The sequence below is a fragment of the Nocardia sp. alder85J genome, from assembly GCF_020176955.2.
In the GTDB taxonomy this organism is placed as follows: domain Bacteria; phylum Actinomycetota; class Actinomycetes; order Mycobacteriales; family Mycobacteriaceae; genus Nocardia.
In genome coordinates this window covers 160,522-185,463 of sequence record NZ_JAIUCZ020000004.1, presented here as the reverse complement: position 1 = coordinate 185,463, position 24,942 = coordinate 160,522, and the positions used below count along the sequence as shown (strand labels likewise).

Annotated in this window: 24 protein-coding genes and 2 tRNA genes; 10 read left to right on the top strand and 16 right to left on the bottom strand. The window is 69.2% G+C overall.

Annotated features, from left to right (window positions below; translation table 11 throughout):
* The first annotated feature begins 90 nt into the window (after positions 1 to 90).
* Positions 91 to 282 (top strand): 50S ribosomal protein L28, encoded by a 192-nt coding sequence (gene rpmB / locus LBW94_RS16825; protein WP_026343524.1) that lies wholly within the window; start codon positions 91 to 93, stop codon positions 280 to 282.
* 136 nt (positions 283 to 418) lie between these two features.
* Positions 419 to 988 (top strand): GNAT family N-acetyltransferase, encoded by a 570-nt coding sequence (locus tag LBW94_RS16820; RefSeq protein ID WP_225061837.1) that lies wholly within the window; start codon positions 419 to 421, stop codon positions 986 to 988.
* A gap of 232 nt (positions 989 to 1,220) precedes the next feature.
* Here the strand turns inward: LBW94_RS16820 and LBW94_RS16815 are convergent, their stop codons facing one another.
* Both LBW94_RS16815 and LBW94_RS16810 read right to left on the bottom strand, forming a co-directional pair.
* On the bottom strand, positions 1,221 to 1,898 hold the full coding sequence (locus LBW94_RS16815; RefSeq protein WP_225061838.1) for a uracil-DNA glycosylase: 678 nt from the start codon (positions 1,896 to 1,898) through the stop codon (positions 1,221 to 1,223).
* A 39-nt stretch (positions 1,899 to 1,937) separates the two neighbouring features.
* Positions 1,938 to 2,906 carry a thiamine-phosphate kinase gene (locus tag LBW94_RS16810; protein WP_266271552.1) on the bottom strand — a complete coding sequence of 323 codons (969 nt, stop codon included), beginning with the start codon at positions 2,904 to 2,906 and terminating at the stop codon, positions 1,938 to 1,940.
* A gap of 196 nt (positions 2,907 to 3,102) precedes the next feature.
* Here LBW94_RS16810 and LBW94_RS16805 point away from each other — a divergent pair, with 196 nt between their 5' ends.
* Positions 3,103 to 4,023, top strand: coding sequence for a DUF3515 domain-containing protein (locus LBW94_RS16805; RefSeq protein ID WP_225061839.1), 921 nt, complete (start codon positions 3,103 to 3,105; stop codon positions 4,021 to 4,023).
* A 186-nt stretch (positions 4,024 to 4,209) separates the two neighbouring features.
* On the opposite strand, the gene LBW94_RS16800 is transcribed toward LBW94_RS16805, so the two are convergent.
* From LBW94_RS16800 to LBW94_RS16790, 3 genes are all read right to left on the bottom strand, one after another.
* Positions 4,210 to 4,509, bottom strand: a complete 300-nt coding sequence (locus LBW94_RS16800; protein WP_225061840.1) for a DUF6191 domain-containing protein — start codon at positions 4,507 to 4,509, stop codon at positions 4,210 to 4,212.
* 89 nt (positions 4,510 to 4,598) lie between these two features.
* A complete protein-coding gene (locus LBW94_RS16795; RefSeq protein ID WP_225061841.1) occupies positions 4,599 to 5,729 on the bottom strand; it encodes a D-alanine--D-alanine ligase family protein in 1,131 nt (376 codons plus the stop codon).
* An 82-nt stretch (positions 5,730 to 5,811) separates the two neighbouring features.
* Positions 5,812 to 6,807 carry an NAD(P)H-dependent glycerol-3-phosphate dehydrogenase gene (locus tag LBW94_RS16790; protein WP_225061842.1) on the bottom strand — a complete coding sequence of 332 codons (996 nt, stop codon included), beginning with the start codon at positions 6,805 to 6,807 and terminating at the stop codon, positions 5,812 to 5,814.
* A 69-nt stretch (positions 6,808 to 6,876) separates the two neighbouring features.
* On the opposite strand from LBW94_RS16790, the gene cofC reads away from it, so the two are divergent.
* From cofC to LBW94_RS16775, 3 genes are all read left to right on the top strand, one after another.
* Positions 6,877 to 7,581: a 2-phospho-L-lactate guanylyltransferase gene (cofC, locus tag LBW94_RS16785; RefSeq protein WP_225061843.1), complete on the top strand. Its 705-nt coding sequence runs from the start codon at positions 6,877 to 6,879 to the stop codon at positions 7,579 to 7,581.
* Between the two features lie 111 nt (positions 7,582 to 7,692).
* Positions 7,693 to 9,906, top strand: a complete 2,214-nt coding sequence (locus LBW94_RS16780; protein ID WP_225061844.1) for an RNA degradosome polyphosphate kinase — start codon at positions 7,693 to 7,695, stop codon at positions 9,904 to 9,906.
* Positions 9,903 to 10,859 carry an NUDIX hydrolase gene (locus LBW94_RS16775; protein WP_416276904.1) on the top strand — a complete coding sequence of 319 codons (957 nt, stop codon included), beginning with the start codon at positions 9,903 to 9,905 and terminating at the stop codon, positions 10,857 to 10,859. Before LBW94_RS16780 ends, LBW94_RS16775 begins: the two co-directional genes overlap by 4 nt.
* Before the next feature lie 111 nt (positions 10,860 to 10,970).
* Here LBW94_RS16775 and LBW94_RS16770 read toward each other — a convergent pair whose 3' ends face one another.
* The 3 genes from LBW94_RS16770 to leuC all read right to left on the bottom strand — a co-directional run bounded on the left by LBW94_RS16770 (position 10,971) and on the right by leuC (position 13,797).
* Entirely contained in the window at positions 10,971 to 11,576 is a 606-nt protein-coding gene (locus tag LBW94_RS16770; protein WP_225061845.1) for an HU family DNA-binding protein, read from the bottom strand.
* Positions 11,577 to 11,732: 156 nt separating this feature from the next.
* Positions 11,733 to 12,341, bottom strand: a complete 609-nt coding sequence (gene leuD / locus LBW94_RS16765) for a 3-isopropylmalate dehydratase small subunit (RefSeq protein WP_225061846.1) — start codon at positions 12,339 to 12,341, stop codon at positions 11,733 to 11,735.
* A 34-nt stretch (positions 12,342 to 12,375) separates the two neighbouring features.
* Complete coding sequence (gene leuC, locus LBW94_RS16760; protein WP_225061847.1) at positions 12,376 to 13,797, bottom strand: 3-isopropylmalate dehydratase large subunit; 1,422 nt, start codon at positions 13,795 to 13,797, stop codon at positions 12,376 to 12,378.
* Positions 13,798 to 13,953: 156 nt separating this feature from the next.
* Here leuC and LBW94_RS16755 point away from each other — a divergent pair, with 156 nt between their 5' ends.
* A complete protein-coding gene (locus LBW94_RS16755; RefSeq protein WP_225061848.1) occupies positions 13,954 to 14,655 on the top strand; it encodes an IclR family transcriptional regulator in 702 nt (233 codons plus the stop codon).
* Positions 14,656 to 14,698: 43 nt separating this feature from the next.
* Positions 14,699 to 15,199 carry a PPOX class F420-dependent oxidoreductase gene (locus LBW94_RS16750; RefSeq protein ID WP_225061849.1) on the top strand — a complete coding sequence of 167 codons (501 nt, stop codon included), beginning with the start codon at positions 14,699 to 14,701 and terminating at the stop codon, positions 15,197 to 15,199.
* A gap of 70 nt (positions 15,200 to 15,269) precedes the next feature.
* On the opposite strand, the gene LBW94_RS16745 is transcribed toward LBW94_RS16750, so the two are convergent.
* From LBW94_RS16745 to LBW94_RS16730, 4 genes are all read right to left on the bottom strand, one after another.
* Positions 15,270 to 15,342: transfer RNA gene (locus LBW94_RS16745), tRNA-Glu, on the bottom strand.
* Between the two features lie 23 nt (positions 15,343 to 15,365).
* A tRNA-Gln gene (locus tag LBW94_RS16740) sits at positions 15,366 to 15,437 on the bottom strand.
* Positions 15,438 to 15,706: 269 nt separating this feature from the next.
* Positions 15,707 to 17,179, bottom strand: coding sequence for a glutamate--tRNA ligase (gene gltX, locus LBW94_RS16735; protein WP_225061850.1), 1,473 nt, complete (start codon positions 17,177 to 17,179; stop codon positions 15,707 to 15,709).
* Positions 17,180 to 17,194: 15 nt separating this feature from the next.
* Positions 17,195 to 17,968: a fumarylacetoacetate hydrolase family protein gene (locus LBW94_RS16730; RefSeq protein WP_225061877.1), complete on the bottom strand. Its 774-nt coding sequence runs from the start codon at positions 17,966 to 17,968 to the stop codon at positions 17,195 to 17,197.
* 159 nt (positions 17,969 to 18,127) lie between these two features.
* Between LBW94_RS16730 and LBW94_RS16725 the strand changes: the two genes are divergently transcribed.
* Positions 18,128 to 19,360, top strand: coding sequence for an MFS transporter (locus LBW94_RS16725; RefSeq protein WP_225061851.1), 1,233 nt, complete (start codon positions 18,128 to 18,130; stop codon positions 19,358 to 19,360).
* Positions 19,361 to 19,909: 549 nt separating this feature from the next.
* On the opposite strand, the gene LBW94_RS16720 is transcribed toward LBW94_RS16725, so the two are convergent.
* Positions 19,910 to 20,395 (bottom strand): Uma2 family endonuclease, encoded by a 486-nt coding sequence (locus LBW94_RS16720; protein ID WP_225061878.1) that lies wholly within the window; start codon positions 20,393 to 20,395, stop codon positions 19,910 to 19,912.
* A gap of 327 nt (positions 20,396 to 20,722) precedes the next feature.
* On the opposite strand from LBW94_RS16720, the gene LBW94_RS16715 reads away from it, so the two are divergent.
* Entirely contained in the window at positions 20,723 to 21,124 is a 402-nt protein-coding gene (locus tag LBW94_RS16715; RefSeq protein WP_225061852.1) for a hypothetical protein, read from the top strand.
* Positions 21,125 to 21,179: 55 nt separating this feature from the next.
* Here the strand turns inward: LBW94_RS16715 and LBW94_RS16710 are convergent, their stop codons facing one another.
* The 3 genes from LBW94_RS16710 to serA all read right to left on the bottom strand — a co-directional run bounded on the left by LBW94_RS16710 (position 21,180) and on the right by serA (position 24,666).
* Positions 21,180 to 22,187: a 3-isopropylmalate dehydrogenase gene (locus LBW94_RS16710; protein WP_225061853.1), complete on the bottom strand. Its 1,008-nt coding sequence runs from the start codon at positions 22,185 to 22,187 to the stop codon at positions 21,180 to 21,182.
* A 245-nt stretch (positions 22,188 to 22,432) separates the two neighbouring features.
* Positions 22,433 to 22,744 (bottom strand): hypothetical protein, encoded by a 312-nt coding sequence (locus tag LBW94_RS16705; RefSeq protein ID WP_225061854.1) that lies wholly within the window; start codon positions 22,742 to 22,744, stop codon positions 22,433 to 22,435.
* A 323-nt stretch (positions 22,745 to 23,067) separates the two neighbouring features.
* On the bottom strand, positions 23,068 to 24,666 hold the full coding sequence (serA, locus tag LBW94_RS16700) for a phosphoglycerate dehydrogenase (RefSeq protein WP_225061855.1): 1,599 nt from the start codon (positions 24,664 to 24,666) through the stop codon (positions 23,068 to 23,070).
* Positions 24,667 to 24,942: the final 276 nt, after the last annotated feature.

Genomic DNA, 24,942 nt, shown 5'->3' with positions numbered 1-24,942 from the left:
GTGGTTTCGTCGGCGGGCATTGACGATAAGGTTTCCGGACAGGCTGTCGTACCGACAGCTGTCCCACATGACATGAAGGAGCTCGCGACTATGGCTGCCGTCTGCGACGTCTGCGGCAAGGGCCCCGGCTTCGGTAAGTCGGTTTCGCACTCGCACCGGCGCACCAACCGTCGCTGGAACCCGAACATTCAGACCGTTCGTGCGCAGGTCGCGCCGGGTAACACCCGCCGCACCAACGTGTGCACCTCCTGCCTGAAGGCCGGCAAGGTCGTTCGGGGCTGAGTGCCGCACCCGGCCGGATGCCCGCGCTGATGCGCTGACCTCCGGCGAACGAAAGAATCTCCGACGCCCCGGTCATTCCCCGTCATGGGGGTGACCGGGGCTTCGTCGTCGGCACGGTAGCCCGGGGGCACATTCCATGACCGAGACCTGGCGGCTGGTCGCGCTCGCCGAGGCGGGGCCCGACCTGATCCGCAGCCTGGCCGAATGCCACATCACCTGCTGGCGTGAGGCGTACCGCAATCTCGTCCCGCAGCACGTCCTCGACGCGTTCGACCTCGATCGCCGCACCGAGCAATGGCAGCGGACCCGCCTGCGGCCCACCGGAACCACCGTCGTGGCGGTCGCCGGCCCGGCCACCGCCCTCGGATTCGCCTCGGTGTTCCCGGCGCGCGACAATCCGCCGGCCGCGCCGGCGGAACTCGGCGCGATGTACGTCCGCGCCGCCCAGCACGGCACGGGCGTCGCCCACGATCTGATGCGCGCGGTCCTCGACCCCGGCACGGATACCTCCCTGTGGGTGTTCGAGGAGAATCCGCGCGCCCAGACCTTCTACCGCAAATACGATTTCGAACTCGACGGCACCCGCAAGGTCGAGGAGTTCACCCTCGCCCCGCAGGTCCGTATGGTGCGACGCTCAGTTGCTGCCGTTGATGCAGTCCAAGCCGCCCGCGGCGCTGATGCTCTGGAAGAGGCACACGAACCGTGACGTGACGCCCGACGAGATGGACGATGAGCCCGTCTCCGGGTCGTACAGCGCCACCACGGGTGCGGCGGACTCCGCGGTGTCGGTTGTGGCCGGTGTCAACGGCACCGGTGCGGCTCCTGCCACCGCGGGTGTGCCAAGGATCGCCGCTCCGGCAGCGACGCTGAGCACGGCTGTCCGCACGGACTTCATCTGCATGCATCTTCTCCTGACTCGCTCGAACCTCGTCACCCGATCACGGCAACCGCCAATCGACCGGGGCGGCCCCCAATGTACCGAGCAACTCGTTGGTTCGGGAGAACGGCTTCGATCCGAAGAAACCGCGAGAGGCGGACAACGGTGACGGATGGGCGGATTCGAGATACGGAACAGTGCCCAGCATCGGCTTCAAGGTCGAAGCGTCACGGCCCCACAGGATTGCGACCATCGGCTGGTCACGGGCTACGAGCGCGCGAATCGCCTGCTCCGTCACCGCCTCCCAGCCCTTGCCGCGATGCGACGCCGGCTGCCCCGGCTGCACCGTCAGCACCCGGTTCAGCATCAGCACACCCTGATCCGACCATGGGGACAGATCACCGCAGGTAGGAGTCGGATATCCGAGATCCTTGGAATATTCCGAGAATATGTTGGCAAGACTGCGAGGAACGGGCGAAACCTCGGGGGCCACCGAGAAACTCAGGCCCATCGCGTGGCCCGGGGTGGGGTACGGATCCTGGCCGACGATCAGCACCCGCACCTTGTCGAACGGCCGATGGAAGGCCCGCAGGATGTTGTCGCCCTTGGGAAGGTAACCACGCCCGGCGGCGTTCTCGGTGCGTAAGAACTCGCCCATCTCGGCAATGCGGTCGTTGACCGGCTCCAGCGCCTCGGCCCAGCCGGTATCGATGATCTCCGGCAATGGTTTTGCTCCCATGGGCGGAAAACATATCGCGGCCCACCGACAACCGCCCGCTCACCCCGACGTGAACGACTCCCAGCCCGCCGATCCGGCCCGCGGCGCCCCGTCGACGGTGACCCCGGCCCCGCCGCCGACCCGCCCGATCTGGACCCAGCCCGGCGGAAGATCAAGTCCCGCACGGAAAGTGGCGGCGAAGCAGTGATCCTCGCCGCCGGCCAGCACCCAGTCCAGCGGATCGGCCCCCAGCGCTCGCGCCGCCGGTTCCAGCGCCGGGTCGCGCAATGCGTCGGAGTCCAGATCGATGGCGACACCGGAGGATTCGGCGATATGCCCGAGATCGGCGAGCAGCCCGTCCGAAACGTCGGTCAGCGCCGAGATCTCCACCGCCACCGGCAGGGTCAGCACCGCCTCGTACGGCGGCCGCGGAACCCGATGCGCGGCAACGACATCCGCGTACTCGTCACGATCGACCCCGGCGAGCAACACCGCCAGCCCGGCCGCGGACCACCCGGGCCGCCCCGCCACCGCGACGACATCGCCGGCCCGCGCCCCCGACCGCAGCACCGGCGGCCGCAACAGCGGATCGCCGAACGCGGTGATCGAGAGCACCAGCAGCGGGCTGCGCACCACATCCCCACCCGCGATCGATCCACCCGCCCGCGCGGCCTCGGCCCACATGCCGTCGACCAGCCCGTCCACCACGTCGACCGGCAGCTCCGCCGGGCAGCCCAGCGCGACCAGGAACGCGACCGGCCGGGCCCCCATCGCGACCACGTCGGCGGCGTTCTGCGCGATCGCCTTGGCGCCGATCTCGGCCGGAGCGGACCAGTCCAGCCGGAAATGCCGGTCCTGCACCAGCATGTCGGTGGTGACGACGTAGCGCCCGGCGGGCGCCGCGAGGATCGCGGCGTCGTCGCCGGGCCCCAGCAACACCCCCGGCCCCTGGGTGCGACCGGCGTTCATGCGCGCGATGAGCGCGAACTCCCCGAGTTCGCGCACCGAACGCGGGCTGCTGTCGGTGATGACCTGCTCCTCTCCTGGCCCGATCCCCTGCCGGGGCCGGGTCGACCGCACGACGCTACCGTGATCGCCGTCCGCCGCCGCATCGCACGGTCGGCACGCGCGCAACCGCGCGCGCCGCGTTCGCTACCCTCGGACCCGGTAGTTCCCCGCGTCGCCCCGACGCGCGGCCCCGACACATGTGGAGACGAATCACCGGATGAGCAGCGATACGGAGCAGCCGACCAACGCGATCGGCCCGACGTCCGACGCCGACGCCGCCCTCGGCGACTCCACCACCGCTGACTCCCGCTCCGGCAACGCTGCCCCGGACGGCACCACCACCGCGCAGGCCGAGACCGGCGATGCCACCACGAACGCCGGGCTGCTCTCGGCCACCGACGCCGAACCCCGCAAGACCGCCACCACGAACGCCGGGCTACCCTCGGCCACCGACGCCGGACCCCGCGAGATCACGGCCGCGAAGCGCGACGGCGCCACCGAAGCGTCCTCCAGCAGTACCACCGTGAGCGAAACACCCTCCGGCGCCGCCCCGGGCTCCTCCGCCGATCCCGCCTCCGGTGACAGCACACCCGTCCCCGCACCGCAGCGATCACCCGCGCTGATCGCCACCGCCGTCGCGCTGCCGGTCGCGCTGATCGTCGGCGTGCTGGTGGTGGCCGTGCTCGCGCGACAGCATCCGGCCCGCGAGCCGCTGGCGCTCGGTTCGGTGTCCGCGCCCGCCGCCACCGGCCCCGCCTGCACCACCCTGCTCCCGGCGCTGCCCGGCGCGCTCGGCGGCTACGACCGCGCGGAGTTGGCCCAGCCCGCGCCCCCGGCCACCGTGGCCTGGCAGCCCGCCGACGGCGGCGATGCGATCGTGCTGCGCTGCGGCCTGGACCGTCCGCAGGAATTCGACAAGGCCGCCGCACTCCAGATCGTCGACGGCGTCACCTGGTTCGAACTGCGCGACCGCACCGCCAACGCCAGCTCGGGCACCTACTTCGCCGTCGACCGCGGCACCTACATCGCGCTCACCCTGCCCGATCACGCCGGTCCGACCCCGTTACAGGAGGTCTCCGACACGATCGCGAAAGTGTTGCCCGCGCAGCAGATAGACCCGGGCCCGCTCCCGAACTGAACCGAACCGCCCGGGATCGATCGCACGTCGGCCCGGTCGAATCACCTCCGGCCGGGTCCGATTCAGTGGTCGAACTCCGCGGCGTCGCCGAATCGGGAGCCGGTCGATCCGCATCCCGACTCGACTCCGAAAAGACGCCAGGTGCACGCCCGCTCGGACTGTGCGGTGGCAGCGTGCCGGTCGTGCTCAGTCGGCCCGCAACCGCGCCCGCCCCGCCCGCAGATCGATGTCCACGCCGCCGGGCTCATCGGCGCCCGGATCCTCCCGGTGCATGAGCACCGCCTGCCGCTGCTCGAACTCGTGCCGCTTGGCCGCGTTGAACATCGCGTCGAACTGCTCGAACCCGATGGCCGAGGCGCCGCGACCGTCCTGTTCGCGCATCCAGGGCAGCGCCGCCCGCCCGGTGACCCGCCGATAGGCGACCTCCGCGCACGACACGGCGATGATCAGCAGGGCCAGACCGGGAATCGTCATCGCGACAATCACCGCACCGAGGGTACGCGCGCCGCGCCCAGCCGACGACCACCCGTGTTTCGTGCCGGCGATGCCGCGACGAAACACCTGTCGAACACGGCCTACCGCAGGCCGGTACCGCGGGCCAGAGCGGTGTCGATCAAGGTGGTGACCAGGGCGCGGTTGTCGATACCGGTGGCCTCCCACATCCGCGGGTACTGCGAGATGGAGGTGAACCCCGGCATGGTGTTGATCTCGTTGAGGATCGGCCCGGATTCGGTGACGAAGAAGTCGACCCGGGCCAGGCCCTGGCAGTCCAGCGCGGTGAAGGCCTGTACGGCCAGTTCCCGGATCTGCGCGGTCAGGTCGTCGTCGAGTTTGGCGGGGATGTCGAATTCGCAGACGTCGTCCAGGTATTTGGTCTCGAAGTCGTAGAACGCCGGGGCCGCGGCGGGATCGGCCGCGGTGTCCGCGTCCGGCATCCGGATCTCGGAGATCATGCTGGCCTCGACCCGGCCGTCCGGATACTCCAGCACCCCGCATTCCACCTCGCGCCCGAGCACCGCGGCCTCCACGATCACCTTCGGATCGTGCCGCCGCGCCTCGGCGATGGCGGCGTCGAGCCCGGCCCAGTCGTCCACCTTGGTGATGCCGATGGAGGAGCCGCCGCGCGCCGGTTTGACGAACACCGGCAGCCCGAGCCGCTGCCGGTCCGCCGTGGCGAGAGTGGCGGCGCCGGGGCGCAGCACCACGTAGTCGCCGATCGGCAGCCTGTCGACGGCCAGCAGCTTCTTCATGAACTCCTTGTCCATCCCGGCCGCACTGGCCAGCACACCCGGCCCGACGTAGGGCACGCCCACGAGTTCCAGCAGCCCCTGTAGGGTGCCGTCCTCGCCGTAGGGGCCGTGCAGCACCGGGAACACCACGTCGACCGCGCCGAGCCCGGCCGCCGCGAGACCGCCCTCGAGCCGGTCCAGCGGCACCAGCGCGGCGCCGGAACTGCCCGGATCCGCGGTCAGCGTCAGCGCGGTGCCGGTGTGGTCGACCGACGGCAGGCTGCGTTCGGAGATGACCAGCTCCCGGGGATCGGATCCGCTGAGTACCCAGGCGCCGTCGCGGGTGATGCCGATCTGCACCACCTCGAAGCGCTCCGGGTCCAGGCTGCGCAGCACATTGCCCGCCGATACGCACGACACGGTGTGCTCGCTGCTACGACCGCCGAAAATCACGGCCACCCGGATCCGCTCACTCATGCCCTGAACCGTACCTGGAGTTCAGGTCGGGGAATCGGTCGTGGCGCGCCGAACGTCCCATTCGCGCCCGATCCGATGCGGGCTACTCGGGTTTGATCCGCCGCCCGAGCAGCCAGCCGACCATGTCCGCCACCGACGCGCCCTCGTGGCACACCTGGTGGACGGCGCTGGTCAGCGGCATCTCGACGCCGTGCCGTTCGGCCAGCGTGCGGATCGAGGTGCAGGATTTGACCCCCTCGGCGACCTGCCCGTGGGTGGCCTGCTGCGCCGCCTCCATCGCCCCGCCGGCGCCGAGCACCTGCCCGAAGGACCGGTTGCGCGACAGCGGTGAGGTGCAGGTGGCGACCAGGTCGCCGACCCCGGCCAGCCCGGCCAGCGTCACCGGGTTCGCGCCCAGCGCCGACCCCAGCCGCATGATCTCCGCCAGTCCCCGGGTGATGATGCTGGCGATCGAGTTGTCGCCGAGCCCCATTCCGGCGGCGATCCCGCAGGCCAGGGCGATCACGTTCTTGCAGGCGCCGCCGATCTCGCAGCCGATCACGTCGGTGTTGGTGTAGGGCCGGAAGTAGTTGCCGGCGCAGGCGTGCTGCACGGCCTCGGCGCGGGCAGCGTCGGCGCAGGCGACCACCGACGCGGCCGGCTGCCGGGCGGCGATCTCGCGAGCGAGGTTCGGCCCGGACAGCACCGCCACCCGCCCCACATCGGCGCCGGTGACCTCGGCGATCACCTGGCTCATCCGCAGCAGGGTGCCGGTCTCGATCCCCTTCGCCAGGCTGAGCAGCGTGGAGTCCGGCTCCACCGCGTCCCGCCAGCAGCCCAGATTGACCCGCAAGGTCTGTGACGGCACCGCCAGCACCACGATGTCGGCGCCGGCCAGGGCCACCCGATGGTCGTCGGTGGCGTCGATTCCGTCGAGGTCGACCTCCGGCAGGTAGCCGGGATTGTGGTGCTCGGTGGCCAGCGCCTTGGCCACCTCCGGCCGCCGCGCCCACATCGTCACCTCGGTGCCCGCGTCGTACAACACCTTCGCGAACGCGGTGCCCCACGACCCCGCACCCATCACTGCCGCCCTTGTCACCAGGCCACTATGCCACCCGTGGCAGGGGTCTCGAGGCCGGTGTCGGTTACCGATGGGACGATGGGTCACATGTGCCCGGAAGCCGTCCACGCCGTGATCGCGGTGAAATACCTCGAGCACGCGAAGAGCCGACTCGCCGACCGGTTGCCGCCCGGCGACCGGTCGGTGCTGGTGCTCGCGATGCTCTCGGACACGGTGTGCGCCGCCCTCACCGCGGGCCTGGCCTCGGTGACCGTGGTGACCCCCGATCCGACGGTCGCCGCCGCGGTGCGCGCGCTCGGCGCGGAGGTCCGCCCCGACCCGGCGACCCCGGGCGACCGCGACGGCCTCAACACCGCGCTGTCGGCCGCGGCCGCGGCGGTGCGCGAGCTCCACGGCCCGGTGAGTCTGCTTGCCCTGCAAGCGGATCTACCGGCACTGCGACCGGCGGAGTTGACCGACGTGCTGCTGGCCGCGCCGCCGCGGGGCCGCGCCCTGGTGGTCGACCACGCCGGCGAGGGCACCACCGCCCTGCTGGTCCGCGACGGAACGGCCCCGCTGGCACCGCTTTTCGGGGCGGGCTCGGCCCGGCGTCACATCGACTCCGGGGCAAAGGATCTGGCCGGCGAGTGGCCCGGCCTGCGGCTGGACGTCGACACCGCCGCCGATCTGGCCGCGGCGCAGGCGCTGGGGGTGGGCCCGGCCACCGCGCGGGTATTGCACGATATCGGATGGTCACCCGTTGTCGGCGAAGATGTCATCCGGAAGTATCAGCTGAGGTCACATGTCTGCTAGATGATTGCCAGGCGGGCAAGAATTGCCGGGCGCGGGGCGATATGCCCGATTGACGACGTACGCTGTCTACTCGGGTGCCGTCTCGGCCACCGCCGGAGTGAGTCGTTAGGAATGATCGTGAGCGATACGGAAACCGTCCCGCAGCGGCCCCGACTACCCGTGGCGCCACCGGCCGCGACACCGGCCGCGACCGCCCTCGCGGCGGAGCAATTGCCGCCGGATCGCTATGTGAATCGCGAGCTGAGCTGGCTGGACTTCAACGCCCGGGTGCTGGCTCTGTCGGAGGCGGAATCGGAGCCCCTGCTCGAGCGCGCCAAGTTCCTCGCCATCTTCGCGTCCAATCTGGACGAGTTCTACATGGTCCGGGTCGCGGGGCTCAAGCGCCGCGCCGAAGCGGGCCTGTCGGTGCGCTCGGCCGACGGCCTGTCGCCCACCGAACAGCTGACCCTGATCGCGGCCCGCACCCAGGATCTGGCGGTGCGGCACGCCCGCGTCTTCCTCGACCAGGTGCGCCCGGCGCTGGCCGCCGAGGGCATCGACCTGATCGGCTGGCAGGACCTGGACCTCGACGAGCGGCACCGGCTGTCCGGCTACTTCCAGGACCAGGTGTTCCCGGTGCTGACCCCGCTCGCGGTCGACCCCGCCCACCCGTTCCCCTACATCAGCGGCCTGAGCCTGAACCTGGCCGTCACCGTCCGCGACTCCGACACCGGCGGTGAGCATTTCGCCCGTGTGAAGGTGCCCGACAACGTGGACCGGTTCGTGCGGGTGCGCCGCCCCGGCACCGTGGCGGTGCCGCGGCCCGGCCGCGACATCGCCGACGCCGACACCGGCCTGGGCACCACCCGGGCCTTCCTCCCGATGGAGGATCTGATCGCCGCCCACCTCGATCAGTTGTTCCCGGGAATGGATGTGGTGGAACACCATTCGTTCCGCATCACCCGCAACGCCGACTTCGAGGTGGACGAGGACCGCGACGAGGACCTGTTGCAGGCGCTGGAGCGGGAATTGGCCCGCCGCCGCTTCGGATCCCCGGTGCGCCTGGAAGTCTCGGACGACATGACCGAGCACATGCTCGATCTGCTGCTGCGCGAACTGGATGTCGATCCCGGTGATGTGATCCAGGTGCCCGGCCTGCTGGACCTGTCCTGCCTGTGGCAGGTGTACGGCGTGGATCGCCCGAATCTCAAAGACGCGCCGTATGTTCCGGCCACCCCGCCGGCGTTCGGGGAACGCGAGACCCCGCGCAACGTGTTCGCCGCGCTGCGCGAGGGCGACGTGCTGGTCCACCACCCCTACGATTCGTTCTCCACCAGCGTGCAGCGGTTCATCGAGCAGGCCGCGGCCGATCCGCAGGTGCTCGCGATCAAGCAGACGCTCTACCGCACCTCCGGCGACTCCCCCATCGTCAACGCGCTCATCGATGCCGCGGAGGCCGGCAAGCAGGTGGTGGCGCTGGTCGAGATCAAGGCCCGCTTCGACGAGCAGGCCAACATCAAGTGGGCACGGCAGCTGGAACAGGCCGGCGTGCACGTGGTCTACGGCCTCATCGGCCTGAAGACGCACTGCAAGACCTGTCTGGTGGTGCGGCGCGAGGGTGCGACCATCCGCCGTTACTGCCACATCGGCACCGGCAACTACAACCCGAAGACCGCGCGGCTGTACGAGGACATCGGGTTGCTCACCGCGGCACCGGAGATCGGCGCCGACCTCACCGACCTGTTCAACTCGCTGACCGGATATTCGCGAAAGGCCAACTACCGCAACCTGTTGGTGGCGCCGTCGAGTGTGCGGACCGGCATCGTCGAGCGCGTCCGGCGCGAGACGGAACTGGCCGCGCAGGGCCTGCCGGCCCGAATTCGATTGAAGTGCAACTCGATCGTCGACGAGCAGATCATCGACGCGCTCTATCGCGCGTCCCAGGCCGGGGTCCCGGTGCAGATCGTGGTCCGCGGCATCTGCGGACTGCGTCCCGGCGTGGCCGGGATGAGCGAGAATATCGAGGTGCGTTCGATTCTCGGCCGGTATCTGGAACATTCACGCGTACTGCACTTCCAGGCCCAGGACGAGTTCTGGATCGGCAGCGCGGACATGATGCACCGCAACCTGGATCGCCGGGTCGAGGTCATGGTCCAGGTGAAGGATGCGAAACTGACCGATCAGCTGACCGAGATGTTCGACTCGGCGCTGTACCCGTCCACCCGGTGCTGGGTGCTCCAGCCCGACGGCGGCTGGCAGGCCCACCCGCTGCCGGACGCGCAGGTCGACCAGATCCGGGACCATCAGGCATTCCTCATGCGGCTGCGGCGACCGGACCAACCGTGAGTCGTTCGGCCGCAAAAGCTTCCGAACACATCTGGTTCTCCGACCGCAGGGTCACCCCCAACGTTCTCGCCGCGGGTGGTGTGCTGTGGCGGCATCGTCCGGATCGCACCGTCGAGGTGGCGGTGGTGCACCGTCCGAAGTACGACGACTGGTCGCTGCCGAAGGGCAAGCTGACCAACGGTGAGACGCCGATGGTGGCGGCGGTGCGCGAGGTCGGCGAGGAGACCGGGTTGCAGTGCCGGCTGGGCCGATATCTCGGTCACGTCACGTATCCGGTGACCGGGCACCGCAAATTGAAGCGGGTCGACTACTGGTCGGCGCAGCCCACCGGCGGGCAGTTCATCGCGAATCCGGAGGTCGACGAACTGCGCTGGTTTCCGGTGGACCGGGTGATGGACGAGCTGTCCTATCCGATGGATCGCCACATCCTGCGCAACTTCCTGCGGCAGCCACCGGAGACGGCCACCCTGCTGATCGTCCGGCACGCGAAGGCCGGCCGCCGCAACCGTTTCGCCGGACCGGATTGGCAACGCCCGCTCGACAAGGCGGGCCGGGCCCAGGCCGCGGCGCTGACGGCCAATCTGCGGGCCTTCGGGGCCGCCGAGGTGCACTCGGCGCCACCGCTGCGCTGCCGCCAGACGGTCGCGCCGCTGGCGCACGAATTGGGCAGCGGCATCGTGCTGGAACCGCAACTGTCCGAGACCGGTTACGCGGAGGCGCCGCAGGCGGCGCTGGCGCGGGCCCGGTACCTGGTGTCGCCGGACCGGGTCCGGGTGATCTGTAGTCAGGGCAAGGTGATTCCCGACCTGCTGCGCCGCTGGGCCGAAAACGACGGTCTCGCACTGCCTGCGGCACGCAACCACAAGGGCAGCCTGTGGGTGCTGTCGATCACGAACGGGCAACTGGTGGCGGCCGATCACCTGGACCGCGCGCTGCGCGCGGATAACGACTGAATCACGCCCGCCCGCAGCGGAAGTCGCGATTCGATCACAGCGCCCACCACCCCCGAGACACGAAAACGGCTCCCCGGCATCATGGCTGGGGAGCCGTTTCGTGATCGAGACCTAGCGTGCCCGCTTCGCAGCGGCCTTCTTCGCCGGGGCCTTCTTGGCGGCCGTCTTCTTGGCGGTGACGGTCTTCTTCGCCACGGCCTTGGCCGGGGCGGTCTTCTTCACGACCGTCTTCTTGGCGGGCGCGGTCTTCTTGGCCGTGACCTTCTTGGCGACCGGAGCCTTCTTGGCCGGAGCCTTGGCGGCGACCTTCTTGGCGGCCACGGTCTTCTTGGCGACCGTCTTCTTGGCGGCGGTCTTCTTGGCCGCCGTCTTCTTCGCGGCGCCCGACACCGGCGCGGCAACACCGCGTTTGACGGCGGGGCCGACCGCCGCGATCTTCTGCTTACCCGCGATGATCGCCTTGAACTGTGCACCGGGGCGGAAAGCCGGCACCGAAGTGGGCTTCACCTTGACGGTTTCGCCGGTGCGGGGGTTGCGAGCGACCCGGGCGGCGCGCTTGCGCTGCTCGAACACACCGAAACCGGTGATGGTGACGCTCTGCCCCTTGTTCACCGCGCGCACGATCGTGTCGACAATCTGCTCGACTGCCGCAGTGGCCGTGCGCCTGTCAGTACCCAACTTTTCGGTCAGAACGTCGATCAGTTCCGCCTTGTTCATTGAATCCTCCGCAGACTAATGGCCCGTCGTCGGACCGACTAGGTACCACGGTAAACCCTCAATGGGCAAGAGTCTATGTGCCACGCCAAATTTCATGTGGCGTGGCACACGTCCAGCAACCCGGTTTGGTAGCTCTCAGCTAACGACCGGGACCGATTAGGCGGGCGAATTAGCCGCCGGAATGGTGATCGGTTTCCAACCCGGCCTTGCCTTTTCGAACCGGTCGATGGCCGCTTCCTGGCGGAGTGTCAGCCCGATGTCGTCCAGTCCCTCCAGCAGCCGCCACCGGGTGTAGTCGTCAATATCGAACGGCAACACGGTGGTTCCGGCGGTCACAGAGCGCCGCTCGAGGTCCACGATCAATTCGAGACCGGGCTGTTCCTCGAGCAACTTCCAGAGCAATTCGACATCATGTTGTGACATCTGGGCGGCCACCAGCCCGCCCTTGCCCGCGTTGCCTCGGAAGATGTCCGCGAACCGGGACGAGATCACAACCCGGAAACCGTAGTCCATCAGGGCCCATACGGCGTGCTCGCGTGAGGAGCCCGTCCCGAAATCCGTACCCGCGACCAGCACCGAGCCGCGATTGAAAGGCTCCACGTTCAGAATGAAGTGCGGATCCGAGCGCCAGGCCGCGAACAGCCCGTCCTCGAATCCTGTTCGCGTGACACGCTTGAGATACACCGCGGGGATGATCTGGTCGGTGTCCACATTGGATCGGCGCAGCGGCACTCCGATCCCCTTGTGCTCCTTGAACGGTTCCATGAGTACTCCCGAAGTCTTGTGGAAGGTGGGCAGATCAGTTCAGATCCGCAGGTGAGGACAGGGTTCCGCGGACCGCCGTAGCGGCCGCGACCAGCGGCGAAACCAGATGCGTACGGCCACCTTTGCCCTGCCGGCCCTCGAAGTTGCGGTTCGATGTCGAGGCACAGCGCTCGCCGGGTTCCAGCTGATCGGGGTTCATTCCCAGGCACATCGAGCAGCCGGCCTGCCGCCACTCGGCCCCGGCGGCGGTGAAGATCTGGCCCAGTCCCTCGGATTCGGCCTGCGCGCGCACCCGCATCGAGCCCGGCACGATCAGCATCCGCACCCCGTCGGCCACGCGCCGGCCGTCCAGCACCTCGGCCACGGCCCGCAGATCCTCGATCCGGCCGTTGGTGCAGGAGCCCACGAAGACCGCGTCCACCCGCACGTCGCGCAGCGGCGTACCGGGCTGCAAATCCATGTAGTGCAGGGCCTTCTCCGCCGACTCGCGCGCGGTCTCGTCCGTGATGTCGGCCGGATCCGGCACCGCGGCGCCCAGCGGCAGCCCCTGTCCCGGATTGGTGCCCCAGGTGACGAAGGGGGTCAGCGCGGTGGCGTCGATGTGCACCTCGGCGTCGAATGAGGCGCCCTCGTCGGTCTTCAGCGCATCCCACGCGGCCACCGCGGCATCCCAGTCGGCGCCCTGCGGCGCGTGCGGGCGGCCCTTCAGGTATTCGTAGGTGGTGTCGTCCGGGGCGATCATGCCCGCGCGCGCGCCGGCCTCGATCGACATATTGCACATGGTCATCCGCGCCTCCATCGACATGGCGCGCACGGCCTCGCCGCGGTATTCCAGGACATATCCCTGACCGCCGCCGGTGCCGATCTTCGCGATCACCGCGAGAATGACGTCCTTGCTGGTCACTCCGGGAGCCAGCGCGCCGTCCAGGGTGATCGCCATGGTCTTGAAGGGCCGCAGCGACAGTGTCTGCGTGGCCAGCACGTGCTCCACCTCGCTGGTGCCGATGCCCATCGCCAGCGCGCCGAACGCGCCGTGCGTCGAGGTGTGTGAATCACCGCAGACCACCGTGGTACCCGGCTGGGTCAGGCCCAGCTGCGGCCCCACGACGTGCACGATGCCCTGCTCGATATCGCCCATCGGATACAGCCGCACGCCGAATTCGGCGCAATTGCGGCGCAACGTCTCCACCTGGGTGCGCGAGATCGGGTCGGCGATCGGCTTGTCGATGTCGACGGTCGGGACGTTGTGGTCCTCGGTGGCGATGGTGAGGTCCGTGCGGCGCACCGGACGGCCCGCCGCGCGCAGACCGTCGAACGCCTGCGGACTGGTCACCTCGTGCACCAGATGCAGGTCGATGTAGATCAGATCCGGGTCGTCGTTCTCACCCCGGACGACGACGTGCTGGTCCCAGACCTTCTCGGCCAGGGTACGGGGCCGGTCGGCCGTCTCCGCCATCTCCGCTCACCTTTCGGTAGACATGCGCCGCGCGGGGGCTGACCGCGCGACTTGCTGTTCTCCGCCGCATCTCACGACCCGGCTCGGCCGGACCTGCGATCCGCAGCTTGAAATCTCAGCTTGTAATCCCAGAGTATGAGATTTTAATATCGTTCTATGAGACAGCATAGCGGTATCGGGGTACTCGACAAAGCCATGGCCGTACTCCAGGCGGTGGCCGAGCAGCCCTGCGGGCTCAACGAGCTGTGCGCTCGTACCGGGCTGCCCCGCGCCACCGCGCATCGCCTGGCCGTGGGCCTGGAGGTGCATCGGATGCTCGCCCGCGACAACGCCGGTCAGTGGCGGCCGGGGCCGGCCCTGTCGGAACTGGCCAGTACCGCCGGGGATCCGCTGCTGGACGCGGCCGCGGCCGTACTGCCCCGGCTGCGTGAGATCACCGGGGAAAGTGTGCAGATCTACCGCCGCGACGGCCACTCGAGGGTGTGCCTGGCCGCGGTGGAACCCACGTCGGGCCTGCGCGATACGGTCCCGGTGGGGGCCCGGCTGCCGCTCACCGCGGGCTCGGCCGCGAAAGTCCTGCTGGCCTGGGCCGATCCGGAACTCCAGCACGCCGTGCTGGCCGACGCGGTGTTCGGCGAACGGGCGCTGGCCGAGGTGCGCCGCCGCGGCTGGGCGCAGAGCGCCGCGGAGCGGGCCGCGGGGGTGGCCAGCGTGTCCGCGCCGGTCCGCGACTCGGCCGGGACCGTGGTGGCGGCGGTATCGGTCTCCGGGCCGATCGACCGGATGGGCCGGCGGCCCGGGGCCCGCTGGGCCGCCGATCTGGTGGCGGCGGCGGATGCCCTGCACAAGCGACTGTAACCTGTCCCACAGTCGGACATACGCCGTAAAGTACAGTCGGCCCATGGGAGCGAATCAACGCGCACAGATCACGATGTCCGAGGCCGAGATTCAGGATTTCCTCGCCGAGACCCGCATCCTCACGCTGTCCACGCTGGGCAAATCGGGCCTGTCCCACCTGACCGCGATGTGGTACGGCCTGGTGGACGGTGAGATCTGGCTGGAGACGAAGTCGAAGTCGCAGAAGGCGGTCAACCTCCGCCGCGATCCGCGGGTGACGGTACTGGTGGAGGCCGGTCACAGCTACGACCAGCTGCGCGGGGTGTCGATCGAGGGCCGCGCGGAGGTCATCGAGGATCCGGAGGCGCTGTTCCGGGTGGGGGTCAGCGTCTGGGAGCGCTACACCGCGCCCTACACCGAGGAGGCCCGGCCGCTGGTGGCGGCGATGCTCAACAAGCGGGTGGCGATCCGGATCGTGCCGGAGCGGACGCGCAGCTGGGACCACCGCAAGCTGGGCATGCCGGTGATGCCGCCGGGCGGCAGCACCTGGCCGCCGCGGGACTGAGCACGCGCTTCCGGCTCGAATACCGAATACGGAAAAGGCCCTCCGGCGAATGCCGGAGGGCCTTTTCGAGTAGTCCCGACGGGATTTGAACCCGCGCTACCGCCTTGAGAGGGCGGCGTCCTAGGCCGCTAGACGACGGGACCAGGATTTGGAGCGAACTCCAAAGCTGGGGTACCAGGACTCGAACCTAGAATGGCTGAACCAGAATCAGCTGTGTTGCCAATTACACCATACCCCAATGACCGGACCCTCGGCCGCCCCCTTGTGGGGGCTTCCGACCTCGTTCCCGGCCGAGGAGAAGAGTACCAAAGAGATCCCGGTGTTATACAAATCGCCTGGTGAAAGGCTGTATTTTCGGCCTCCGCTGCGCTCCGGCGGGTTCGCGGCCCCGAGTCTCGATCCTTCCCTCCTCCGCTGCTCCGCTTCGCTGCTCCGCTCCGGCGGTCCAGGATCGAGACGGGCCGCGAACACACGGGTCGAGCCTCCCGCGGTTCGCGGCCCGGTGGCCTACAGCGCGGCGGTCAGCACCGAGGCGGCGCGGAGACGGTCCATGGTGATCTCGCGGCCGAGCAGTTCCAGTGATTCGTACAGCGGTGGGCTGATGTGCGATCCGGTCACCGCGACTCGCACGGGTGCGAACGCCTTACGCGGTTTCAGGCCCAGATCGTCCACCAGCGCCGTTTTCAGCACATCTTCGAGGGCGGGGGCGGTCCACTCGGAAACGCCCTCCAGCGCCGCAATGGCGGCCTGCAACACCGGCGCCGCATCCGGCCCCAGATTCTTTTCCGCGGCCGCCGGGTCCACGGTGAACTCGGTTTCCGGGCGGAACAGGAACTTCAGCAGGTCCCAGGCATCCGCCAGCACCACGATCCGGGTCTGCACCAACTCGGCCGCGGCGGCGAAAACCTTCTCGTCCACCTCGGCGCCGATGCGCCCGTGCTCGGTGAGGTACTCACGCAGCCGGTGGGTGAAATCTCCCGGATCCAGCAAACGAATGTGCTCGGCGTTGAGAGCGTCCGCCTTCTTCTGGTCGAAGCGGGCGGGATTCGAATTTACTTTCGATATGTCGAACGCCTCGACCATCTCGGCCATGGAGAAGACGTCACGGTCGTCGGCGAGGCTCCAGCCGAGCAAAGCCAGGTAATTCAGCAAACCCTCAGGGATGAATCCGCGGTCGCGATGGACGAACAGATTCGACTCGGGATCACGCTTGGACAACTTCTTGTTGCCCTGTCCCATCACGAACGGCAGGTGACCGAACTGCGGGGTGAACTCGGAAACACCGATACGCTGCAACGCCTCGTGCAACGCGATCTGCCGCGGTGTGGAGGAGAGCAGATCCTCGCCGCGCAGCACGTGGGTTATCCGCATCATCGCGTCGTCGACCGGATTGACCAGCGTGTACAGCGGATCGCCGGTGCCGCGGGTGAGCGCGTAGTCCGGCACCACCCCGGCCTTGAAGGTGGTCTCGCCGCGCACCAGATCGTGCCAGGTGATATCGCGATCGGGCATCCGCAACCGGATCACCGCCGGGCGCCCCTCGGCCTTGTGGGCGGCTATCTGCTCCGCGGTGAGGTCGCGATCGAAGTTGTCGTAGCCCAGTTTCGGGTCGCGGCCGGCGGCCTTGTGCCGGGCCTCGACTTCCTCTGGAGTGGAGAAGGATTCGTAGGCCTCCCCCGCCTCCAGCAAGCGCCGCACCACATCCCGGTGGATGTCACGGCGCAGCGACTGCCGGTACGGGCCGTACCGGCCGCCGACCTCCGGGCCCTCGTCCCAGGTGAGGCCGAGCCAGCGCAGCGCGTCCAGCAGCGCCCGGTACGACTCCTCGGAATCCCGTGCGGCGTCGGTGTCTTCGATGCGGAAGACGAACGAGCCGCCGAAGTGGCGGGCGAAGGCCCAGTTGAACAGCGCCGTCCTGATCAAACCGACATGCGGGGTGCCGGTCGGTGACGGACAGAAGCGGACTCTCACGTCGGTCATGTCTGCCCTCCTCGATCAGCGTTTGGTGGCAACGGGATTGGTGAGGGTACCGATACCCTCGACCGTCACGGAAACGGTTTGCCCATCTTTCATCGGTCCTACACCTTCCGGGGTGCCGGTGAGGATCACATCACCGGGCAGCAACGTCATGACCGCGGATATCCATTCGATCTGTTTCGGAATGTCGTGCAGCAGAAGGGAGGTCCGGCTGCGCTGGCGGACCTCGCCGTCGAGTTCGGTGACCAGCTCGAGATCCGAGGGGTCCAGGTCGGTCTCGATCCAGGGGCCGAGCGGGCAGAAGGTGTCGTAGCCCTTGCCGCGGGTCCACTGGCCGTCGTGCCGCTGCTGGTCGCGCGCGGTGACGTCGTTGGCGACGGTGTACCCGAGGATCACCTCCTTCGCCCGCGCGGCCGGCACGTCCTTGCACGGGCGGCCGATCACCACCGCCAGCTCGCCCTCGTAGTCCACTCGAGACGAACTGGGCGGCAACAGGATCGGCGAGTTCGGATTGTTGATGGAGGTGCTCGGCTTGATGAAGATCACCGGATCCTCCGGCGCCTCCCCGCCCATCTCGCGGGCGTGCGCGGCGTAGTTCTTGCCGATGCAGACCACCTTGCTGGCAAGGATCGGCGCGAGCAGCCGGACGTCCGCCAGCGGCCAGCTGCGACCGGTGAACGTGGGCGTGCCGAAGGGGTGATCGGCGATTTCACGGGCGATCGTCTCGGCATCGGATCCCTCGATGCTGACGAACGCGAGCCCGTCGGGGCTGGCTACACGACCTAGACGCATGGCTCGCAGTCTATCCACCTGCCCCGATGCGCCGGACCACCCGGTCTGCGCGCCTGCCGCGGCGGTGGGCGGAAATCGGTTGCGGCGGGGGTGTACGGTGAGCAACGTGTTCAAGGAGTAAGACTTGAATCCCAATATATGAGATCTCGAGGTGAGGACATGACCGCCGTGACCCCGATCAGCGCGACCCGCCGGTGGAGCATGCTCGCCCTCGGAGTGTTCGCGCAGACCGCCAGCGCCGTGATCGTCAACGGCACCCCCTTCCTGCTGCCCGCCCTGACCGATCGCGGAATGCCCTTGGCCACAGCGGGTCTGCTGGTCTCGATGCCGACGGTCGGCCTGGTCTGCACCCTGATCGCCTGGGGCTACGCGGTCGACCGCTGGGGCGAGCGCGCCGCCCTGGTGATCGGCCCCGCGCTGACCTGCGCCGCCGCGATCGCGGCGGCCGCGGCCATGGCGGGCTACTCCGCCACCGGCGGGCACGTGCCGGCCTCGCGCTATGTCCTGCTGGGGGCGTTGCTGTTCCTGGCCGGACTGGGCGCCGCCAGCACCAACGGCGCCAGCGGCCGGGTGATCGTCGGCTGGTTCCCCGCCGATCAGCGCGGCCTGGCGATGGGCATCCGACAGACCGCCCAGCCGCTGGGCGTGGCGGTCGGCGCCCTGACGATCCCGGCCGTCGCTGCGGCACACGGGTTTTCCCTCGCCATCCTGATCCCCGCGGTGATGGCCGGGATCGCGACGGTGGGCTGCCTGCTGGGCATCACCGACCCGCCGCGGCCGGCGGCCGCGGCCGGTACCCGTCCCGCCAATCCCTATCGGGGCGACAGCACCCTGTGGCGCATCCACGCCGTCTCGGTCCTGCTGGTGGTCCCGCAGTACACGGTGTGGACCTTCGCACTGCTGTGGCTGCACCGCGACGTCCACCTGTCCCTGGCGGTGGCGGGCGCGGTGGTGACCGGCACCCAGATCCTGGGCGCGGCGGGCCGCATCGGCGCCGGCGCCTGGTCCGACCGGGTGGGCAGCCGCCTGCGGCCGCTGCGCACGGTGGCGATCGCCGCGGTGTTCTCGATGGCGGGCCTGGCCCTGACCGCCTGGTCGCACTGGTGGTGGGCGGCCCTGCCGATCCTGGCGCTGGCGTCGATGATCACCGTCGCCGACAACGGCCTGGCCTTCACCGCGGTCGCCGAGATCGCCGGACCCTATTGGAGCGGACGCGGTCTGGGCATCCAGAACACCGGCCAGAACCTGGCCGGAGCCGCCGTGGCCCCGGTGTTCGGCGCCCTGATCACCGCGGCGGGCTTCCCGTCCGCGTACCTGGCCGCCACCCTCGTCGCGATCGCCGCCATCCCACTGGTCCCGCTGGCCCGCACCCGCGTGCCCGCCGCGGCCTGAGGACACCGTCGCGTCCCGCTCCGCGTCGCCACGCGCGGCGCGGGACGCGACGGTTCCCCGGTGCCTTGGCTAACGTCGAGCGAGCACCGCAAGCGGATGCCACAAGTTCGCTGGCCCCCGAAATTCTTTGTTCCGGACCAGCGGATCGCGGACCCGCCCGGCCCGATTAGTCACGCCGGCGCAACAATTCCGAGATCAGATCGATTCAGATGCCTTCGAGTAGTGGGGAACTCGCCGACCGTCCACCGGCCGCCCGGTCACCCGAACCGTCGATGGTGTCCCAACCATGTTGGTATCGACCATATCCGGCACCCCCGACACGGAGGCCGGGCCCGCGGCCCGGGTGGATGCATCGACACACATACGGTTGGAGCTACAAACATATCCTGCCGCGGACACGCTACCGGATGCCTTGTCCGCCTTGCGCATCCCGCCGGGCTTCGATCCTCAACCGGGACAGTCATACCCGGACCGCATCACCGCGACCCGGACACGGGGTACGAAACCTACACCGAGATAAGGGCTTCAAGCCGCCCCGGCCGGACCGGATCAGAACTCGGCGAGACTCGCCGGATCGAAGCGCACCCGAAACGTCTTGTCCGCCTCGATCTCTGCGCCGAACGCCGCGCCCTTCCCCACCACCGGATCCCACCGATAGCCTGCCCCCTCCAGCACCGCCCGATGGATCCGCACTCCCGGATGCGACTCGATCATCCAGTACTGCGGGATGCCGAGTGCTGCATATTCACGGACCTTCCGCACCCGATCGGTGCGCTCACTACCGCTACCGGGTGAGATCACTTCCATCACGAGCAGGATCTCAACGCCCGGAATGAGTCTCGGCGATTCCTCGACGATCGATGCTCGCGCCACCTCTGACGGCACCACGAACACATCCGGCTTCCGCACCCCCGCGGGCGTACTCACTTCCCATTCGCCGCCGTCCAGCACCACTACCGGTCGCCCTGCCGTCGCATTCTCGATGGTCCGAGCCAGCCTCCGCCCGATCCAGTTGTGCCGAGCCCCCGCCGCCACCTCGATCAACCACCGTCCTCGAGTTCGAACCCCTTGCCGTCCTCCGGCAGTTCATGCAGATCCAGCACGGTGTAGGGCCCGAATCCAGCCGTGGAGATTGCCTGTTCCGGCGTCACAGTGCCTCCGATGTCGCGCTGTCGATCATCCGTCGAACCTGCCGAACAATACCCGGCAGGATGTGTATTCGATGCTATCCGAGCACGTCAGCGGTCCGTCCCGACCGCGCGGCCGGGGCCCGTTGCCGCCCTGTGCCGCCCGGCGGGTACGGTCCTAGCGCGTTTCGTGGTTCTTGCTCCGCTGTCGATCGATACAACGAGTAGGAGGGCGATGTCGAAGTTCATGCGCACGGGCCTGGTGGCCCTGGCGATCGCGTTTCCGATCCTGGGTGCGGCCCCCGCACAGGCCGACGAGCCGACGCTGATCATGCTCGGCGGTGCGGACGACAGTCGGACGATCACCGCCGCCACCGGTGATCTGGTACGGGTGCTGCTCGTCGCGGGGCACGATGAGGAGGGCAGTTGGGCCTGGTCGGACCCGGCCTCGTCCGATACGGGGGTGCTCCAGCGGCGGGCCGGGCGGCCGACTCGGGGCGGTACCGCGGAGTCGATCTTCACCGTGGTCGGGCCGGGGCGGGGCGAGCTGTTCAGCGCTCGCAGCTGCGTTCCGGATCCGGGGCGCGACTGCCCGGCCGATCCGGTGCCGTGGCAGGTCACCATCGTCGCGGAGTGACCGAAAGGCCCTGCCTCCGAATGTCGTTCGGGGGCAGGGCCATCAGGCGGCGGGTTCAGACCGCGGCGGCGATCCGGTCGCCCACGGCCACCGTGGAGGCGGCGCCGGTGCGCGAGGCCAGATCCTTCGCGACCGCAGATTCGATCCGGGTGGCGGCCTCGGTCTCACCGAGATGGTTGAGCAGCAGCGATACCGACAGGATCGCGGCGGTCGGGTCGGCCTTCGACTGACCGGCGATGTCCGGGGCGCTGCCGTGCACCGGCTCGAACATGCTCGGGTTGGTGCCGGAGGCGTCGATGTTGCCGGAGGCGGCCAGCCCGATGCCGCCGGACACGGCCGCGGCCAGGTCGGTGATGATGTCACCGAACAGGTTGTCGGTGACGATCACGTCGAACCGGCCCGGGTCGTTCACCATGTGGATGGTGGCGGCGTCGATGTGCTGGTAGCCCACCTGCACGTCCGGATATTCGGTGGCGACCTGGTCGACCGTGCGCTGCCACAGCGAGCCCGCGAAGGTCAGCACGTTGGTCTTGTGCACCAGGGTCAGCGACCGGCGCCGGGCCTGCGCCTTCTCGAAGGCGTACCGCACCACCCGCTCGATACCGAAGCGGGTGTTGGTGCTGACCTCGGTGGCCACCTCGTGCGGGGTGCCGACCCGGATCGCGCCGCCGGTACCGGTGTAGGGACCCTCGGTGCCCTCGCGCACCACCACGAAGTCGATGTCCGGGTTGCCGCTGAGGGGACTGGTCACGCCGGCGTACAGCTTCGACGGCCGCAGGTTCACATGGTGATCGAGCGCGAAGCGGGTGCGCAGCAACAAGCCACGCTCGAGCACGCCGCTGGGCACCGACGGATCGCCGATCGCGCCGAGCAGGATCGCGTCGTGCTGCCGCAACTCCGGCAGCACCGAATCGGGCAGGATCTCCCCGGTCGCGTGGTACCGCCGGGCGCCCAGGTCGTACTCGGTCTTCTCGACCCCCGGCACCACCACGTCCAGCACCTTCAGCGCCTCGGCGATGACCTCCGGACCGATACCGTCACCAGCGATGACAGCCAGCTTCATAGGACCAGTGCTCCATTCGTTCGTACGGCGAGGCCCACGCCTACGCCCTCCGGCGGATCCAGCGACCGGGGGTGGGCTGCCACGGCGGAGGACGTGTGGCCGTTCCGTCGCGGCGGGTGCACGGCCGCCGCCGTCCACCGTGGTGGGTGCGCGCCAGAGCCCGGTACTTCTCACGCACCCTATCCGGTCCGGCATCGGATGCCGTCAGCAGGGCGAACCGCTCCCGAATGGCGGGACGGACCGGATCAGGCGGGAATTCCCGCGATCCGGCACTGCCGCCGCACCTCGGCGGACTGCGCATCGGACCGATCGGCCACGCTCGCACACCAGGTGCGGGCCTGATCACCGCAGGCCCGCTGCACCCCGCCGCCCATCGAACTCGCGGATTCGACTGCGACACAACCATTCCCGGACCGGTTGTAATCCGGGGACCGATCGAACAACGTCCACGCCGCCAGCCCGGCGGCGACGATCACGGTGACCACCGCGGCCACCACGAGCAGCCGCCGCCGCTCCCGCGTGGACAACGGTTCCGTCGGCGGCGTCTTGCCCTGCATGACATCAATGATCGCCGCTACCCGTGCACCCGGCGGCGAGACGGCGAAATACGGTCCGCCGCAACGACACCGTCCCCACCCGCAGCCGGACCGGCACCAGACGAAGCCGCAGGTGTCCCAGCCACCGGTGCCCACATCGTCACCGAAGGCACAGCACAGCGCCCGAACCACCGACGGCCCACATCGTCACCTGAGGCACAGCACAGCGCCCGAACCACCGACGCCTACGTCATGACCGAAGGCCCGGTACCGCGAGCCACCGATACTCCGCGCCGCGACAGAACCCGCGGCGCACGACCCTCCGGCCGCGCGCCGCGTCCGGCTCAGCTCAGGTCGACCTGGGCGACCTTCACGGCGCCGACGACCTCGGCGATCGCGGCGCGGACCTCGGCCGACACGGGCTCGGCGACGCGCAGGACGACGGTCGCGCCCTCCTTGTCGACGTCCTGGGTCAGCTGCGCGGCCAGGATGTCGATCCCGGCCTCACCCAGCTTGGTGCCGATCTTGCCCAGCGCGCCCGGCCGGTCCTCGTAGTTGAGGATGGCCAGGTTCAGGCCCTCGGCGCGCATGTCGTAGTTGCGGCCGTTGATGTTCACGATCTTCTGCACCTGCTCGGGCTCGGTCAGCGCACCGGCCACGTTCAGGGTGCGGCCGTCGCCGAACACCGCGCGCAGGTCGACCAGGCTGCGGTGGCTCGGGCTCTCCGACACGGTGGTGACGGTGGCCTCGATGCCGCGCTCCTTGGCCATCGCCGGGGCGTTGACGAAGGTGACCTGATCCTCGACCAGCGCCGAGAAGATGCCGCGCAGAGCCGAGAGTTCCAGCACCGCAACATCTTCGGACGACAGCTCGCCGCGCACCTGGACCTCGATGCTGACCGGCAGCTCGTCGGACAGCCCACCGAGCAGCACGCCCTGCTTGCGCACGATCTCCAGCCACGGGGCGACCTCTTCGCCGACCGCGCCGCCGGTCACGTTCACCGCGCCCGGGACGAACTCCCCGGCCAGCGCCAGCAGCACCGACTTGGCGACATCGGTGCCCGCGCGGTCCTGCGCCTCGGAGGTCGACGCGCCCAGATGCGGGGTGACCACGACCTGCGGCAGGTCGAACAGCGGGCTGTCGGTGCACGGCTCGGTCTCGAACACGTCGATGCCCGCGGCCTGGACATGACCGGACTTGATGGACGCGGCCAGGGCGGCCTCGTCGATCAGGCCGCCACGCGCGGCGTTGACGATGATGACACCCGGCTTGGTCAGCGCCAGCTTCTCCGCCGACAGCAGGCCCTTGGTCTCCGGGGTCTTCGGCAGGTGCACCGAGATCAGGTCGGCGCGCTGCAACAGCTCGTCCAGCGACAGCAGCTCGATGCCGAGCTGGGCGGCACGCGCCGGCGACACGTAGGGGTCGTACGCGACGATCTTGGTCTCGAAGGCGGCCAGGCGGGCGGCGAACAGCTGGCCGATGCGGCCCAGGCCGACCACGCCGACGGTCTTGCCGAAGATCTCCACGCCGTTGAACTTGCTGCGCTGCCAGGTGTGCTCGCGCAGGGTGGCGTCGGCGGCCGGGATCTGCCGCGCGGCCGACAGCAGCAGCGACACCGCGTGCTCGGCGGCGGTGTGGATGTTGGAGGTCGGCGCGTTGACGACCATGACACCGCGCTCGGTGGCCGCGGGGACGTCGACGTTGTCGAGTCCGACACCGGCCCGCGCGACGATCTTCAGCTTGCGCCCGGCCTCGAGCACCTCGGCGTCGACCGTGGTGGCCGACCGCACCAGCAGCGCGTCGGCCTCGGGCACGGCGGCCAGCAGTTCGGGACGATTCGGTCCGTCGACCCAGCGAACCTCGACTCCGTCACCGAGCGCATCGACGGTCGACTGGGCGAGCTTGTCGGCGATCAGAACAACAGGACGGCCATTCTGGCTCACTGTGGGGCACTCCTGAGAAAGAGGGGATCGGCAGTTACCGCCGCCCAGCTTAATAGGCGAGTTCCGGGCGCTCGGTCCCACCCGCCAGCCGCACCCCGTTCATCGGGAACCCGCAGGCCAGTACCCCTTATAGGGGTTGACATCGCACTCCGTGCCGGTTTTTCGCATCCGGAGACCGGACCTGCCGGTGGAATGCGGGGGCCGTGAGATCGGCCACCCCGGACCGTCCGGCGATCATGGCGTACTGCACATGGTTTCGTGCCCGGCCGGGAACGC

Coding starts and splice junctions, on each gene's coding strand:
- LBW94_RS16715 (WP_225061852.1), top strand. CDS start 20,723: ATGTCGAAGTTCATGCGCACGGGCCTGGTGGCCCTGGCGATCGCGTTT.
- LBW94_RS16755 (WP_225061848.1), top strand. CDS start 13,954: ATGAGACAGCATAGCGGTATCGGGGTACTCGACAAAGCCATGGCCGTA.
- LBW94_RS16770 (WP_225061845.1), bottom strand. CDS start 11,576: ATGAACAAGGCGGAACTGATCGACGTTCTGACCGAAAAGTTGGGTACT.
- LBW94_RS16815 (WP_225061838.1), bottom strand. CDS start 1,898: ATGGGAGCAAAACCATTGCCGGAGATCATCGATACCGGCTGGGCCGAG.
- LBW94_RS16780 (WP_225061844.1), top strand. CDS start 7,693: ATGATCGTGAGCGATACGGAAACCGTCCCGCAGCGGCCCCGACTACCC.
- LBW94_RS16725 (WP_225061851.1), top strand. CDS start 18,128: ATGACCGCCGTGACCCCGATCAGCGCGACCCGCCGGTGGAGCATGCTC.
- LBW94_RS16705 (WP_225061854.1), bottom strand. CDS start 22,744: ATGCAGGGCAAGACGCCGCCGACGGAACCGTTGTCCACGCGGGAGCGG.
- rpmB (WP_026343524.1), top strand. CDS start 91: ATGGCTGCCGTCTGCGACGTCTGCGGCAAGGGCCCCGGCTTCGGTAAG.
- LBW94_RS16750 (WP_225061849.1), top strand. CDS start 14,699: ATGGGAGCGAATCAACGCGCACAGATCACGATGTCCGAGGCCGAGATT.
- LBW94_RS16730 (WP_225061877.1), bottom strand. CDS start 17,968: ATGCGTCTAGGTCGTGTAGCCAGCCCCGACGGGCTCGCGTTCGTCAGC.
- LBW94_RS16710 (WP_225061853.1), bottom strand. CDS start 22,187: ATGAAGCTGGCTGTCATCGCTGGTGACGGTATCGGTCCGGAGGTCATC.
- leuD (WP_225061846.1), bottom strand. CDS start 12,341: ATGGAACCGTTCAAGGAGCACAAGGGGATCGGAGTGCCGCTGCGCCGA.
- LBW94_RS16820 (WP_225061837.1), top strand. CDS start 419: ATGACCGAGACCTGGCGGCTGGTCGCGCTCGCCGAGGCGGGGCCCGAC.
- leuC (WP_225061847.1), bottom strand. CDS start 13,797: ATGGCGGAGACGGCCGACCGGCCCCGTACCCTGGCCGAGAAGGTCTGG.
- cofC (WP_225061843.1), top strand. CDS start 6,877: ATGTGCCCGGAAGCCGTCCACGCCGTGATCGCGGTGAAATACCTCGAG.
- gltX (WP_225061850.1), bottom strand. CDS start 17,179: ATGACCGACGTGAGAGTCCGCTTCTGTCCGTCACCGACCGGCACCCCG.
- LBW94_RS16805 (WP_225061839.1), top strand. CDS start 3,103: ATGAGCAGCGATACGGAGCAGCCGACCAACGCGATCGGCCCGACGTCC.
- LBW94_RS16795 (WP_225061841.1), bottom strand. CDS start 5,729: ATGAGTGAGCGGATCCGGGTGGCCGTGATTTTCGGCGGTCGTAGCAGC.